At 69.1% G+C, this 16553-nt stretch carries 6 protein-coding genes; 1 reads left to right on the top strand and 5 read right to left on the bottom strand.

Features of this window, described 5'->3' with window-relative positions:
- Positions 1 to 1126: 1126 nt before the first annotated feature.
- The 4 genes from NNI01S_RS06685 to NNI01S_RS06670 form a co-directional block, all read right to left on the bottom strand.
- Positions 1127 to 2029: a universal stress protein gene (locus tag NNI01S_RS06685; RefSeq protein ID WP_063018469.1), complete on the bottom strand. Its 903-nt coding sequence runs from the start codon at positions 2027 to 2029 to the stop codon at positions 1127 to 1129.
- Positions 2030 to 2138: 109 nt separating this feature from the next.
- Complete coding sequence (locus NNI01S_RS06680) at positions 2139 to 3752, bottom strand: MFS transporter (protein WP_063018467.1); 1614 nt, start codon at positions 3750 to 3752, stop codon at positions 2139 to 2141.
- Between the two features lie 89 nt (positions 3753 to 3841).
- Entirely contained in the window at positions 3842 to 4291 is a 450-nt protein-coding gene (locus NNI01S_RS06675; protein ID WP_063018808.1) for a pyridoxamine 5'-phosphate oxidase family protein, read from the bottom strand.
- A gap of 174 nt (positions 4292 to 4465) precedes the next feature.
- On the bottom strand, positions 4466 to 5833 hold the full coding sequence (locus NNI01S_RS06670) for a wax ester/triacylglycerol synthase family O-acyltransferase (RefSeq protein WP_063018465.1): 1368 nt from the start codon (positions 5831 to 5833) through the stop codon (positions 4466 to 4468).
- Between the two features lie 337 nt (positions 5834 to 6170).
- Here NNI01S_RS06670 and NNI01S_RS06665 point away from each other — a divergent pair, with 337 nt between their 5' ends.
- Entirely contained in the window at positions 6171 to 7307 is a 1137-nt protein-coding gene (locus NNI01S_RS06665; protein ID WP_063018463.1) for an NAD(P)/FAD-dependent oxidoreductase, read from the top strand.
- On the opposite strand, the gene NNI01S_RS06660 is transcribed toward NNI01S_RS06665, so the two are convergent.
- The gene (locus NNI01S_RS06660; protein ID WP_063018461.1) at positions 7297 to 16290 is read right to left on the bottom strand and encodes a non-ribosomal peptide synthetase; all 8994 of its coding nucleotides are present in this window, start codon (positions 16288 to 16290) and stop codon (positions 7297 to 7299) included. The two genes, NNI01S_RS06665 and NNI01S_RS06660, sit on opposite strands and share 11 nt — an antisense overlap.
- Positions 16291 to 16553 lie beyond the last annotated feature (263 nt).

Here is a 16553-nt window from a genome sequence, read left to right as displayed (position 1 = left end):
GGTGCCCGACCTCGATCGGCCTGCTCCGGCGACACCCACACCTCCCGTTTGTCGGCATTTCCAGTCGTCTCAAAATCTGAAAACAGAACTTTTGAACCTGTGGTGCAGCATCGACACTCTGGCGGGACAAGCTATCTGACAGCAGCTCGGATCAGTCTAGTGGTATCAAAGCTCCCAGCTCCGCACGGAACCCGGGCGTTTCGAATCTCGGTGCACACAATGCGGGCCGCGAACCACCCCTCGCGATGCGACCACCGCGCATGCGTATCGCGCAAGGAAGTGCCTGATGCCGAGGGGTGACGCAGCGGGATAACACCCGCGATCGGGCATGGTACATGCCGGGTCGGGACCGGAATCGAGCCGGGATGTCCACCGCCGCGGAAGAGGACCGGATACGGCCCACGACCGCCCATGCTCCGGACATCCTATTAGTGAACAGAAATCGAATACCGAGAAGGGCAATATACTGGCAATCATGCCGATTGCATCACGATCCAACGTCGAGCACATTATTCGAATCGGTGTATTGTGATCAGGTCCACCCAATTTCGAATGTGCGCACCGATCTATGCGTCACCGGATTCTTTCGGTGCATACTTCCACGCGGAATCACTAACCTGCGGTTCGCATTCCCGGTCGGCGCCGCGGGCTACGCCGGAAGGACCCCGCCGGGACACGCATGTTTCCGCACCCATGCTCGTTCCGGTGCGACGGGCGGCCGGAGGTGGGCGCCCGCCGACGGAAGGCCGAACCAACGGCATCCGGCCGGTCAAACCACGGATTCACGCGATCGAAGGGTTGACGAAGGCATGCCGGAGACGGGTACCACGGCTCACATAGGGGCGCGGCGGCTACATCGAGGGTGAGCGTGTCACCCTGGAGTGCGTTATTCCGCAGCGGAACTCGCAGAAGCGAACGATGTCGCCGGATACCGCTGCGAAGGATTCTCGGGACGATAGTTCGGCAAATTCCGCAGCGTGGTTACGCGGTGCACCGAGGACAAATCTCCCGCCGGGGATGCGGAGACGTCCGCCGGTCGCTTTCCGCACCCAAAAGTCCCCGCATCGCTGAGATATCGCGCACGAGTCTTTCCGCCACCGGACCTGCTCCCCGGTCGCAGCGGCCGTCACCGCGCACGGACGACGATCAAAGGCACGTCCACCGAGTGCAGCAACGTATTGCTGGTCGACCCGAGCAGCATGCTGGAGAATCCGCCTCGACCGTGGCTGCCGACCACGACCAGCTGTGCGTTCGACGACTCGTCCAGGAGGGACCGTCCCGGCCGGTCCGCCGTGACGACGCGCCGCACCGCGACGTCCGGATAGCGGTCGGCCCAGCCCGCGAGACTCTCGGCCAGCACCGCCTCCGCCGATTCGCGGGCGCCGTCCCATCCCCGGACCGGCACATCCAGACCGCTGGTGTCGCTCCAGGCGTGCAGCGCGACCACGTCGACCTTTCGCCGGGACGCCTCGTCGAACGCCACCTCGACGGCGGCCACGCTGTTGTCGGTCCCGTCGACGCCCACCAGCACAGGCAGTTGCGCCGACACGGCGTCGATCGCCGAGATGCCGTGGATCACCGCGACCGGGCACCGCGCGTGATGGGTGGTCGCGGTGCTCACCGAGCCGAGCAGCCCCCGCTGGAAGGCGCCTAGTCCTCGGCTGCCCACCACCAGCATCCAAGCGTGCGAGGACCTTTCGAGCAGCGTCGGGATGATCAGTTCGAACGTCACCTCGGTGGTGATGGAGGTTTCGGCGCCCGGCGCTGCCGTGCGCGCCATCCGTGTGGCCTCGGCGAGAATGCGCTCGCCGTCGCCCCGCAGCCACTCCAGGTCTGCCTCCCCCAGCGAGATGCCGGGCCCGGAGCCGGTCCGGATCGCCATCGACGTGACGATGTGCAGCGCGCGGTGATGCAGCGCGGCTTCGGCTGCCGCCCAGGCCACCGCCTGATACGAGCTGGCCGAGCCGTCGACCGCAGCCAGGATCGCGGAGTCGGGATTCGTTGCGCGCGAGATTCTTCCGTCATTCATCACAGTCACTCCGTCGAAATGTGCGTCGGGGCGTGCCGTCGTCCGCCGTCCATGGCACCACTGCCATCGAGCATCTCGCGTCCCGAGGGGCGGGTGGCAGAGACGAAGGTCATGCCGGCGCGGTAACCGCTCGCCGCGGCAGCCTGCCGGTGGCGAACAGCGGCGCGATCGCCAGCAGGGCTGTCACGGCGAACGCCACCCGCAAGGCCTTCAGGCGTGCCTCGGCATTGACCGTGACGACGGTGCTTGCGGTGAGTTCATCAGCCCCGGCGGCGTGGAGGGCATCCTCGAGCTGGGTGTTGGACAGGAACGGGACACCGTCGGCGAGCTCGGTGGTCGCTCGTTGCTGAACCGACGGAGCGATCGCGGGATTGCTCTCGATGCCCGCCGCGACCGAGGAACTCAGGGTCGCGATGAGCACCGACCCGATCAAGGCCGTGCCGAGCGACGCGCCGAGATTGGTCACGGTGTTCTGCAGTCCACCTACCGCGCCACTGTCCGTATCGGGCACCGACGAGACGGTGATCGCACCCAGTTGCGAGGCCAAAGCACCCAGTCCGAGCCCCATCAGCAGCATCGGAATCGACACCACCCCCGCGTTCGCACCGGGATCCATCCCCGCGACCAGAATCAGGATGCCGACGATCATCGTCCCCAGCCCCACCCGTACGACGCGCTGCGGATTCGCGTGCGGCCGAAACTTCGGAATCGCCGTCGCCGCTACGACCAAGGCGACCGACAACGGCAGAATGCGCATGCCGGTCTCCAGTGCGCTGAGTTCGAGCACCACCGACAGGAAGAGCGGGACCGTGAAGAACACCCCGGCCTGGACGGTGAATTGGGCGAAGAACATGCTCAGGCCGCCGGTGAGCTGCTCGTTACGCAGTAACCCCGGGTCGAGCAGCGGCTCACCTCCGGTGTCCGCCAGATGGGACTGCCACCGGAGGAACAGGTACAAGACCATCAGCCCGGCGATCAGCAGCCAGATGACCGGCGAGAGCCCGAGCAGGGCAGGACCGCCCGGCCGGGCCGACACCCAGCCCCACGTGCTCGAGCGCAAGACGCCGAAGACGACCATGGCCAGCCCGGCCACCGACAGCAGCGAGCCGACCAGATCGAGACGTATGCGCTCGGCCGGGGCGTCTTCGATCCGGCGCAGCACCAATAGGATCAGCACCACGATGACGACCTCACCGAAGAACACATACCGCCAGGACGCGTACGTCGTCACCGCGCCGCCGAGCAGCGGTCCCACCGCGACCGCCATCGCACCGGCCGCCGCCACCAATCCGTAGGCCGCCGGGCGGCGTTCCGGAGCGAAGTTCGCCGCGACCAGGGACACGATCGCGGGCATGATCAAAGCCGCGCCGATCCCCTCGAGCAGCGACCAGCCCACCAGCAGGATCGGCAGGTTCGGCGCCAGACCGGTCGTGCAGGAACCGGCGCCGTAGATCACCAAGCCCACGCCGAATGCCCGGCGGCGGCCGAGGATGGTACCCACCTTGCCGCCGGTCAGCATGAGCGACGCCATCACCAACGTGTAGAGGGTGATGGCGGTTTGAATGCCGGTGATCGTCGTACCGACGTCCTGGGCGACAGACGCCATCGACACATTCATCACCGAGCTGTCGAGCGTCATCAGGAACTGGCCCGCGGCCAGCACTCCCAGCACCAGAGCGGAATTCGGCCTGGCTTGCGGTACCGGAGAATCCTCGATGCTCATCCCGTCCTTTCCCGGTCTCGGCCGAGGGCCTGGCACTCGCGCCGGCCGGCCGCGGCCGCGGTCATCGTGCCGGACCCGAGCAGCGCCGCCTACCCCTCGCCGAGCAACCGGACACCCGTCACGATCGTGGGTTCGATGGCGATGACCGTGTCCATGACCGCATCGGCCCACGGCCGCAGTAGTCGCGTATAGCGCTCCACCCGCTCTGGGTCGGTGACCGTACGGGCGAGGCCGGTCACGACGACCGACCATCCCACGTGGGCCACCGCGTCGATGTCGTCGGCCTCGTAGGCGACGACGACGGAGGGATCGGCGCGGACGGCGCCGGTGAGCCGCGAGGTGACCCGGGTACGCACGATGACCAGCCCGCCGTCGACGAAATGGTTGACCGGGCGGATCGCGGGCAGTGCGTCGCGGGTGAACACCACGCGCCCGTAGGCGACACCGGCCAGCAGCCGCAACGCCTCCTCGCGGTCGATCTCGACCATCGTGCGGGGCGGGACGCCGTTGTCCGCGACCCGGCCGTTCGACGCGATCATGATCTCGCGCCGGGGCACATCACGCGTGCATCCACCTGGAACGACCTCGCTCTCCGGTCTTCACTAGACACCACGGTCTCCCATACCATCACCGAGTTCGCCTGCCGGACAGGGCAGAAAGTCCCCGATCGGGCCCTGCTACCCGCAGGGTCCTGGTTCCCGGCCGAATGCTCGTCACGGTCCGGTGACCTCCGGCCGGGACGGCCGGCTGAGACCGGCACGCTCCCGTAGCCGCCGGATCTCCCGCTCTATGCCTTCGGCGAGCACTCCGATGTCCGGGGCGGTGTCGTAATCTCCCGTGATGCCGAACGTCAACCGGCCCGCATAGCTGAGTACCGCGATGGCGGTGCGCAACCGCATGGCGATCGGCACGGCGGGCAGGAGCTCCGAGACTCTGCGCCCATGGACGGTCAGCTGGTCGCGCGGACCGGGCACGTTCGTCACCAGCGCGCCGACGGATCGCTGTGGAAGCCGCGCCAGCAGACGGAGACTCCACGCCAGGGGCGCGAACGGCAGACGACCGGCCAGTCCGAGCACCGAATCCTCCGCTCGCGCTTCGCCTCCCGACTTGTGCCGTGTCATCCGCCGCCGGATCATGTGCAGCCGCTCCACCGGATCGGCGAGGTCGATCGGCAGGAACGGCAGCACCGCCGAGACCCGGTTGTCCAAGGCGTATTTCGCTTTGTCGGTACGCATCGAAACCGGGACCAGGATGCGCAATTTGCCGGGAGCGGGCTGCTCGCCGCGGCCGATCAGCAGGTCGCGGTAAGCGGCGGCGACCGCGGCCAGGACGACATCGTTGACGGTGACGTCGAACGCCGCTCCGATCTCGTGAACGTCCGCCAGGGCCGCCCGCGCCACGACGTATCGGCGCTGCCGTCCGATGGGGCCGTTGAGCGAGCATTCCGCGGCCGGCGCCACGGCGGCGGACACCAGTGGAGCCAAGCCGCGCGTCACGGCGAGCGCGGAACGCGGCACCACAACGGGCAACCGCGACACTTCTCGCACGATATCGGGCCACCGCACCTCCTTCGGGGTCCGCGGCTCGCGACCGGTGGTACGCGGCTCCCCCGGCGCGGCATCGCAGAGACTCCGGAACACCGATATCCCCGACACACCGTCCACCAGGCTGTGATGCGCCTTGACGAGCAGCGCCCACCGGTCCCCCGCGAGATGCTCGACGACGACGCACTGCCACAACGGATGATCGCGATCGAGCCGCTCCTCCAGTTCCGCCGCCACCAGTTCGCACAACGCGGACTCGTCACCCGGTGTGGGCAGCGCGGACCACCGGATGTGATGTGCGAGATCGAAATTCGGGTCGTCCTCCCACACCGGCGTGGCCAGGTCGAGCGGCGCTCGCCTGACCTTCTGGCGCAGGCGGGCGTGCTGCTCCACGCTCCTGGCGACGACCCGGCCGAACTCGGACCTGCTCGGCGGAGCGCCGGCGATGATCGCCACCGCGCCGATCCCGAGGCTGATGTGCCGGTCGGCGTCCTCCAGTTCCATGAAGCCCGAATCGAGGGGCCGTAGTTCTGTCATGGGCACGCTCATTCCGGTGATCGATACCCAGCGCTGCGGCCTCGCGATCCGGTGAGGACCATCGCGGCACCTCGATCACCTGTTCGTCGCGACCCGCCGTTCCGGTGCGCCGCCGGTGACCGGCAAGCACGGCCGGAACACGAGTCGCTCGGTTCCTCTTTCAAGCATCGCGCGGAGCGTGGCCGTAGTTGATGGCCGAAGGTCACCGATCGCAGGGCCCTCCGGCCACGAGGCGTGAGCATCCGGCCTGGCGGGCACGGTGGCGACCCGCATCGCACCTCTCGGCAGGGGTGGAGGATGCTCGACTCGCCGGTGCCGCCGGGTGAAGAATCAACGTATGCGAACCGTACTCATTCTCGGTGCGGGGTTCGGAGGGCTGGAGCTGGCCACCCGTCTGTCGGGTCCGCCGGCCGGCGACCTCCGTGTCGTCGTCATCGACCGAAACGATTCCTTCACCTTCGGCTTCGCCAAATTGGACATTCTGTTCCGTGACACACCGCCGGAGGCCGTGCGGGTGCCGTACACCCGCTTCGCACACCCGCACGTCGAATTCCGGCAGGAGGAGGTCACCGCGATCGATCCGCGCACCCGCCGCGTGCGCACCGACCGCGCCGTGTACGACCCGGATGTTCTCGTCGTCGCACTCGGCGCCGACTACGACCCCGGTGCGACCCCCGGATTCGTCGAGGACGGATATGAGTACTACTCGATCGACGGCGCCCGCCGCCTGCGCGAACGCCTGGCGGGCTTCGACGGCGGTTCGGTGCTCGTTGCCGTGCTGAGCGTCCCGTTCAAATGCCCGCCCGCGCCCTACGAAGGCACGATGCTCCTGCACGAGCAACTGGATCGGCGTGGGGTCCGCGACCGCACCGAGATCCGGTTCGTCAGCCCGATGGAGTCACCGATCCCGGTCTCCCCGGACACCTCCGCCGCGATCGTCGAAGCGCTTGCCCGGCGCGGGATCGAGTACTCCTCGGGGCTGCGGGTCCAGGCACTCGACCCGAGCCGTCATGTGGCGACCACCCGCGATGGCGAGCTGTCCTACGACCTGTTCATCGGAATCCCGAAGCACCGGGTCCCCGCGGTGGTCGAGGCCTCGGGACTCACCGACGGCGGAACCGACGGCTGGGTCGCCGTCGACCCGCACACCCTCCGAACGCCCTATCCGGGCGTCTACGCCCTCGGCGACTGCGCCGACGCACCGGTCCCGCGGGCCGGCGTGTTCGCCGAGGACGCGGCCCGCACGGTCGCCGCGGGCATCGAGGCCGAGTTGCGCGGAGCGGTCCCCTCCGAGCGGTACCGCGGACGGGGCACCTGCCATATCGAGTTCGGCGACGGGCTGGTCGGCAAGGTGGAGGCCGATTTCCTCTCCGGGCCCGCACCGGAGGCGCCGTTCTCCCCGCCGTCGGCGGAGCTGGCCCGGGAGAAGGCCGCGGCCGCCGAGGCCAGGTTGCGGCGCTGGTTCACCGGCTGACCGGCCGCTCACCGTCCGGCTCGCGAGCAGGCCATGCCCGAGTCAGCACGTCGGCTATCTCGGCCAGGCCCGCTGCCGTGGTCATCCGCCAATGCGTGGTGGACACGGCGTGGTTGTGCACGTGGCCGTCGACGACCTCACTCCAGAGCGACGCGCCGACGCAGCCGGTGGGGTCGTCGAGTGCGGCGGTGAAGTAGACGACGTCGCCTCGATACACGGGCGCGTCGTAGGCGCCGCGCAGCGCGACCGAGTGCACTGCGGCGTCGAGGATGCGAGTGACGCGGTCGGTGCCGAACGATGCGAACGGTTCCGGGAGTTCGGTCATCTTCTGGGGCAGCGCGGCCCAGTCCACCTCCGCGACGTTGCCGAGGTCGCCGGCTTGCTCACCGAGCAGACCGCCGATGAGTTCGGCCACCGGCACCTGGCCCGCGTCGCCGGGCGGCGTGCCAGGCGGATCCGCCAGGTAACTGTCCATCACCGCGAGCAACGCGACTCGCTCGCCTCGACGTTGCAATTGGACCGCGATCTCGTGCGCGAGGACGCCACCGAAGGACCAGCCGAGCAGATGGTAGGGCCCGGTCGGTTGCTTCGAACGAATCAGCTCGACATAGCGGTGGGCCCATTCCTCGATCGAACCCGGCATCACCTCGTCGGTTGCCAGCACGGGCGTTTGCAAACCGTAGAGCGGACGCTCCGGGTCGAGGTAAGCGGCGAGACCGGCGTACGACCAGGAGATCCCCGAAACCGGGTGAACACAGAACAGCGGCGCGGCCGAACCCGAGGGGCGCAGCGGCAGCAGCATGTCGAAGGCCGCCTCGGTCTCGACCGCGCCGCTCGCACGACGGGCCAGATCGGCGACCAGCTCCGCGGGTGTCGGAGCGGTGAACACCCGCATCACCGGGATGCGGGTGCCGAGCGCGGAGGACAGCCGCAGCGTCAGCTTGGCGGCGAGCAGGGAGTTGCCGCCGTGTTCGAAGAAATTGTCGTCCATGCCGAAACGCTCGGTGCCGAGCACCGCGGCGAAGGCGGCGGCGACGGTCGCCTCGGCAGGAGTGGCGGGCGCACGGAATTCGCGCGTGCGGAATGCCGGCGCGGGCAACGCCCGACGGTCGAGCTTGCCGTTGGGCGTCAACGGGAAGGCATCGACCACGACGATCGCGGCGGGAATCATGTAACCGGTCAGGTGTGTGGCGATCTGATCGCGCAATTCGGCCGGGTCGGGGCACGTCCCCGGCTCCGGCAGCACATAGCCCACGAGCTGATCACCGAGAGCGGCATCGGTCCGTACCAGCGCGACGGCCTGACGCACGCCGGCGCACCGCACGAGCGCCGTTTCGATCTCCCCCAGCTCGATCCGGAAGCCGCGCAGCTGCACCTGCTGGTCGCCGCGACCGGCATAGGCGAGCCCGGCGTCACCGTCGAACCTGCTCCAGCGCGCGAGGTCACCCGAACGGTACATCCGAGATCCCGGCGGCCCGAAGGGATTCGCGACGAACCGCGTCGCAGTGAGGCCCGGCCGTCCGGAATAGCCGCGGGCCAGTTGACCACCCGCGACATAGATCTCACCGGGTGTGCCGAACGGCGCGGGACGCAGGCGGATGTCCAGCACGTGGGTATCCAGCCCGGGCAGCGCACGGCCGATCAGGCTGAGCGGACTGTCCATCAGGTCCGCGCCGACCTCCAGGAAGGAGACGTGCACCGTGGTCTCCGTGATGCCGTACATGTTGACCAGTCGTGGCGTGTCCGGATGACGCTCGGACCAGCGTCGCAGGTGCCGCAGATCCAGCGCCTCACCACCGAATATCACGTATCGCAGGGCGAATTCCCCGGGCGCGGCCGCAGCGTCCCGGTCGGCGTCCACGAGTTGGCAGAACGCCGACGGCGTCTGGTTCAGCACCGTCACCCGCTCGCGAATCAGCAACTCGCGCAACAGTTCCGGTGACCGTGAGGTCGCGTAGTCGACCACGACGACGGAGCCCCCGGTCACGAGCGGGCACCACAGCTCCCACACGGAGAAGTCGAAAGCGAAGGAGTGGAACAACGTCCAGACGTCGCGCTCGCCGAATTCGAACAGCGGCTGCGCCTCGGTGAACAATTCCACCGCATTCCGGTGCGTCACGCCGACGCCCTTCGGCACGCCGGTGGAGCCCGAGGTGTAGATGACGTAGGCGAGGTTGTCCGGAAGCAGCGGCGCGATGCGATCGGCGTCGGTGAGCGGATCGCCGGAGAACTCTGTCGTCTGTTCGAGGAGAACGGTGGGCAGTCCCGTGTCCGGGAGAGCGGACTGCTCGGCGGCCGTGGTCAGCACACACACCGGCGCCGCGTCGGTGAGCACGAAGGCCAGGCGCTGCGCCGGATAGGTGAGATCGATCGGCAGGTACGCGGCCCCGGCCGCGAGCACGCCCAGCAGCGCGGCAGGTAGTTCCTCCGTCCGTGGCACCGCCACGGCCACAACGGATTCCGGCCCCGCCCCGGCCGCGATCAGGGCACGGGCGATGCGATTCGCGTTCCGCTGCAGCGCCCCGAAGCTCAGCGTGGCGGCACCGTACCGGACGGCAGTCGCCTCCGGTCTGCGACGCGTCTGCTCGCCGATCAGCTCGGGGAGCGTCGGCGCGGTCACGTCCCGTGCCGCGTCCGGTCGCGTGACCGCCGGGCAGCTTTCGTCGTCGTCGAGGACGTCGATGTCCCAGACTCGCGCCGAGGGATCTTCCGCGACCGCGGACACGATGCGCTCGAACCGGCGAGCGAAGGCGCGGACGGTCGATTCGTCGAACAGATCGGTGGCGTAGGTGAAAGCCACTGCCATTTCCATCCGGCCGTCGTCGCCGAGCCGGGGCTCGACGACCACTTGCAGATCGAATTTGGCCGTGATCGAGCCGTTGTCGACAGCGGTGACCATCAGGTCCGGCAGCTCGAGGGCGGGCTGGTCGAGGTTCTGGAACGACAGCAGCACCGGGAAGAGCGGGTTGTGCGCTCCGGTGCGCGCGGGGGCGGCCTCGTCCACCACCCGCTCGAACGGCACGTCGCCGTTCGCGAACGCCGAAAGGGCCGCCTCCCTGGTCCGGCCGACGAGGTCGCGGAAGGTGGCCGCGGCGTCGACCTCGACGCGCAGCGCCAATGTGTTGACGAACATCCCGACGAGGTCGTCCAGCGCACGTTCGCCACGTCCGGCGACCGGCGTGCCGATCACGACGTCCGTGGCGCCGCACAGGCGTCCGATCAGCGCGGCGAGCGCCGCGTGCACCACCATGAACAGCGACGCGTTATGGTCACGTGCGATCTCGCTCAGCCGTTCGTGAACCCGCGCCGGAATCGTGTGGCCGATCGACGCGCCGCACGAGGAGACGGTCGACGGCCGTGGTCGATCGATCGGCAGCTCCAGCGGTCCGGTCAGCCCGGCCAGCTGGTCGCGCCAATACGACAGCTGTTGTGCTGCAAGGGAATCGGGATGATCATCCGGTCCGATAGCGGCGTGCTGCCAAATCGCGAAGTCGGCGTACTGCACCGGCAGCGGTGACCACTCCGGCGCACCGCCGCCGCGACGAGCCAGGTAGGCGGTCACCAGGTCGCGGGCCAGCGGCGCGAACGACGACCCGTCCGCCGCGATGTGGTGGGTCACGATGACGAGCAGATGCTCGTGGCCCGAGGTGAACAGCCGCGCCCGGACGGGGGCGGCCGTCGTCACGTCGAAGCCCGCGGACATCAGCTCGTTCACCAGGTCGGCGACGTCGGCGACGCCGTGCTCGACCGCGATGCCATCGGGAAGCACCGCGCCCGCCGGAAGGATCTCCTGGTAGGGCTGTCCCTCGGCGTCGACCGGGTATCGGGTGCGCAGCACCTCGTGCCGTTCGATCACGTCGGCGACCGCGTGGCGCAGCGCGGGCAGGTCGAGGACGCCGGTCAGCCGGACGGCGAACGGCAGGTGGTAGGCGGGCGAGTCCGGTTCGATGCGGTTGAGCAGCCACATCCGCTGCTGCGCGAGCGAAAGCGGGATGCGGTCCGGTCGCCGCGAGCGCGTCAGCGGCGGCCGCGCGGCGCGGGTCCCGCCGGTGGCTATCCGCGCGGCGAGCGCGGACACCAGGGGCGCCTCGAACAGGTCGCGCACGCTGATTTGCGACCCGAGCGCCTCGTTCACCCGCGCGACGGTTCGGGTGGCGAGCAGCGAATTGCCGCCGAGGGCGAAGAAGTCGTCGTCGATCCCCACTCGCTCGGCGCCGAGCAGATCGGCGAACACCTGCGCCACGACCTGTTCGACGGGGCTGCGAGCAGCCCGGAACGCCCTGGCCTCGAGCACCGGCTCGGGTAGCGCTGTGCGATCGAGTTTGCCGCTCGCATTCAGCGGCAGGGCCGCGAGCACCACCAGCGCGGACGGGATCATGTACGCGGGCAGCACCGCCGAGATCCCGGCCACGAGTTCCGCGCGGTCGACGACCTCTCCGGGCCGCGGGACCACGTAGGCCGCCAGCCGATCGCCCGATGCGGAGGGCACCACCGCGGCGACCGCTTGACTCACCGCCGGCTGCGCGAGCAGCGCGGTCTCGATCTCGCCGAGTTCGATGCGCTGGCCGCGGAACTTCACCTGGAAATCGGTGCGCCCGAGATATTCCAGTCGCTGGCGCTCGCACCCGGAGGGCGCGCGCCACAAGGCCAGGTCACCGGTGCGGTACATCCGTGCCCCGCTGTCGAACGGGTTGGCGACGAAACGACCGGCGGTCAGCGCGGCTTGCCGCACGTACCCACGGGCGAGCTGGTCTCCGGCCAGATACAACTCACCGGGCACCCCGGCCGGAACCGGTTGCAGCCGCGAATCCAGTACGTAGACCTGGGTGTTCCACTGCGGCTGCCCGATGGGCACCGTCACCCCGTCCCCGGTCCCCGCGGGCCAGAAGGTGACCGACACCGCGGCTTCGGTGGGTCCGTACAGGTTGTGCACCTGTGCGCCGGTGACCGCACGGACGGCGCGCACCGTCTCCGGTGGCAGAGTTTCCCCGATGACGAACAGATCCCGCAGTGTCGCGAGGTTCTCGGCCGTCGCCTGCGCGGCGAACGCCGTCAACATCGAGGGCACGAAGTCGGTGACGGTGACGCCGTGCGCGGCGATGGCCGAGGCCAGGTAGGCCGCGTCACGATGCCCGTCGGGTTCGGCGACGACGAGTTTCGCGCCCGACCGCAGCGGCATCAGATAGCCCCATAACGAGACGTCGAAGGTGGTCGCGGTCTTCTGCAGGTAAACATCCCCCGGCCCCATGGGGTATCGGGCGAGCATCCACTCGATCTGGTTGTCGATCGCCTTGTGCGAGACCGCCACACCTTTCGGGCGTCCGGTCGAACCCGACGTGAAGATCACATACGCCGGGTGCTCGGGGCGCACCTTGCGCAGCAGTTCGCCGGAGCGGATCGGAGCGCCCGAGCGCCGATCTGCGCCGAGCGCGTCCAGGTGCAGCACGGCGACATGGTCGGGCACCGGCACTTCGTCGGCGGACGTGGTGAGCACGCAGACGGGCCGGGCGAGGTCCAGGACGTGCGCGATCCGTTCGGCGGGATGCTCGGGGTCCAGCGGTACGTACGCGCCACCGGCGGTGAGAATCGCGTACATGCCGACCACCAGGTTTAGCGAACGCCGGATCGCCAGTCCCACCAGCGTTTCCGCGCCCACGCCGTGCTCGATGAGCACCCGGGCGAGCCGGTTGACCCGCTCGTCGAACTCGCGGTAGGTCAGCTGCTGGTCCAGGAAGACGACCGCGGCGTCGTCCGGATGGCGCGCCACCGCGCGCCGGTACCCGTCGAGCGCCAGGCCCGCGGGGACCGGGTGCCGGGTGCTGTTCCAATGGACCAGGATCGCGGAGCGCTCCGCGGCGTCCAGCAGATCGATCTCCCCCACCGCGCGATCCGGCGCATCGGCGACGGTCGCCAGGATCGCGCACAGCCGCCGGGCGAAGCCGGCCACCGTGGCCTCGTCGAACAGGTCGGTGGAGTACGTGAACGCCGCCGAGATGCCCAGCGGTGTCCGCTCGTCCTCGTGCGGCACCATGGTCAGCTCGAGATCGAACTTCGCCAGCGGCAGGGTGAAATCGAGCGCGGAGACCATCAGCGCGGGCAACTCCAGCGTCGCGGGCGCGAGGTTCTGGAACGTCAGCATCGTCTGGAACAGCGGGTGGTGCGCGCGCGAACGCACCGGGTCCAGCAGTTCCACCAGGCGTTCGAACGGCACGTCGGCATGCCCGAACGCTTCGATGTCCCGACGGCGCACCTGCGTGAGCAGCTCGGCGAAACCCTGCCCGGGATCGACTTCGGTCCGCAGCGCGAGGGTGTTGACGAACATGCCGATCAGGCCGTCCACCGCGGCCTCGCCGCGTCCGGCCACCGGTGCGCCCACAGTGATGTCGCGAGTATCGGACAACCGCGCCAGCAGGACGGCGTACGCGGCGTGCGCGACCATGAACAGCGTCGCGTCGGATCGGTGCGCCAGCCGGTCGAGCGCCGCGTGCACCGTCGCGTCGATCTTGAATTCGTGGACCGCGCCGCGACCGGAGAACACCGCGGGGCGCGGCCGGTCGGCCGGGAGATCCAGTCTTTCGGGCAGGTCGGCCAGCCGCTCACGCCAGAACCCGAGTTGACGCGCGAACCGCGAGCCCGGATCGTTCTCCTCGCCCAGCATGTCGCGCTGCCACAGGGTGTAGTCCGCGTACTGGAAGGGCAGGGGGTTCCAGGCCGGTGCGCGGCCCGCGGCCCTGGCCGAGTAGGCGTTCATCAGGTCCGCAGTCAGCGGGCCCATGGAGGAGCCGTCCGCGGCGATGTGCTGGACTACGCCGACCAGCACGTGCTCGGTCTCGCTCGAGCGCAGCAGACGCAAACGGACCGGCGGGGCCGTCGTGACGTCGAAACCCTCCACCACCGTGGCCACCGTGCGCTCGAGGACCTCGGCTTCGGTGACGTCGAGCACCTGCAGCTCGGGTACCGCGCCGGGCTCCGAAAGGGCGTGCACCCGCTGGGTGCCCGTCCCCTCGTGCTCCGGATAGCTGGTGCGCAGTACCTCGTGCCGCTCGACCACATCCCGGATCGCCGCCCGCATCGCGTCCACATCCAGCCGTCCGCTCAATCGCACCGCCAGCGGAATGTTGTTGCTCGCTCCGGCCGGATCGAAGCGGTTCAAGAACCACATCCGCCGCTGCGCGAACGACAGCGGCACGCGCTCCGGTCGCGCCATCGGGCGCGGTGCGGAATGACCGCGCTGATCAGACTCGTCCAGGCGTTCGGCCAGTTTCGCCACCACCGGCGCCTCGAACAACAGCGCGACCGGAACCCGGACGCCCAGTGCGCTGCTTAGTCGTGCGGCCGCTTGGGTCGCGCTCAGCGAGTTGCCGCCGAGCTCGAAGAAGTCGTCGTTCGCGCCCACCCGGACCGCGCCGCCCGGCGGCAGCAGCAGTGCGCCGAAGATGTCTGCGACCACCTGCTCGGTCGGTGTGGCGGGCGCCCGGAACTGCCGGGTGGTGAGCACCGGTTCCGGTAACGCGGCGCGATCCAGCTTGCCGACCGGCGTCAGCGGCAGGTCGTCGAGCACCGTGATCGCGGCCGGAATCATGTATGCCGGAAGGGTTTTCGTGAGCCGATCGACCAGTTCCCCGGTATCCAGCGCCACCCGGCCGCTTCCGTCCGGGGCGGATGCCATCCGGGGCAGTACATAGGAGACCAGCGCGGCGCCACCGGACGGCAGCGTCGTGCCGAGCGTCGTCGCATAGTCCACATCGGGGTGGCTGGTCAGCGCGTTGTCGATCTCGCCGAGTTCGATCCGCAGCCCCCGGATCTTGACCTGGAAGTCCACCCGCCCGTGGTGTTCGAGCAGTCCTGCCGAGGTGCGCCGCACGAGATCTCCGGTGCGGTACATGCGGGTGCCCGGCACCGTCGCGAACGGATTGGCGACGAACCTGTCCGCCGTCGGCCCCGGCCGTCCGAGGTATCCCTGCGCCAGCGCCGGTCCGGACAGATACAGCTCCCCGATCACGCCCGTGGGCACCATCCGCAACCGAGCGTCGAGAACATGGATGCCGAGCGCGGGTACCGGGGTGCCGATATGGGTCGCGCCGCCCGCGCACAGGGCCTCGGTGCCCGTGGCGAAGATGGTGGTCTCGGTGGGGCCGTAGACGATGTAGAAGGAGCGGTCGCCGGTCGCCCATCGCGCGGCCAGTTCGGGACCTACCCGTTCGCCACCGCACAGGATGGCCCGCAGTTCGTCGAGCCCGGCCGGCTCGATCGACTCCAGCGCACCGGGCGTGATGCACAGATGCGTGACCCGCTCGCGTCGCAGCAGGTCAGCCAGTTCGACGCCGCCGAACACCGTGGGCGGCGCGATGACCAAGGTCGCGCCCGCCGAGAAGGCGAGCAGCATCTCGATCACCGAGAAATCGAAGCTCGGTGTGCACAGATGCGAGACGCGCGACTCCCGCCGCACCGCCCGGGCGGTGATCTCGTGCTTCACCAGGCTCGCGAGACCGGCATGGGTGACGGCTACGCCTTTCGGCTTGCCCGTCGAGCCGGAGGTGTAGATCACGTAGGCGAGGTGCTGTTCGGTGAGCGGACGCAGTCGGTCCAGGTAGCAGACCGCGTGGCCGGGCTCGGCGGCGGCCTTGTCCCGGTGCGTTTCGGAGTCGAGCTCGATCCACCGGACCCCGAGCGGGGCGAGCGCGCCCCCGTGCGCCGACGTGGTGAGGCCGACGACCGCGCCGGTATCCGCGAGGATGTGCGCGATTCGATCCGCCGGATAGGAAGGATCGACGGGCACGTAGGCCGCGCCGGTCTTCGAGACCGCCCACACCGCCAGTACCGACTCGACCGAGCGGGTGATGGCCACCGCGACGAAGTCCCCCGGCCCCACCCCGAACCCGATAAGGTAGCGAGCCCATCGCGAGGACGCCTCGTCCAGTTCCCGGTAGCTGAGCTCATGCTGATCCGCAGGATCGCCGGTGGGATTGTACCGGATAGCCACTGAGTCGAACGCCGCGTCTACCGCGGCCGTAAGCAGTTGGGGGAACAGAAGATTGCGTGCCCGTGAATGCTGGGTGCGACGTGCGGAACGGCGTGTCGGGGTCATGCGGCGGCAGGTCCACTCTCTGGTCGATCATCGTCCGCCCTGGCGATGGAGCCAGAAGCAGTGCCTCAAATGCGTGAACCATGACCCGAGCGTGCAGACGGACCTTAGCGAACGCCGCGCGGATCGGCGCGTCGAGGCCGGGAAAGTTCACGGGAGTA

Origin of the sequence: Nocardia niwae NBRC 108934 = DSM 45340 (assembly GCF_001613465.1) — a bacterium.
In the GTDB taxonomy this organism is placed as follows: domain Bacteria; phylum Actinomycetota; class Actinomycetes; order Mycobacteriales; family Mycobacteriaceae; genus Nocardia; species Nocardia niwae.
The sequence above is the reverse complement of the archived record's forward strand: the minus strand, read 5'-3'. Positions and strand labels throughout refer to the sequence as shown.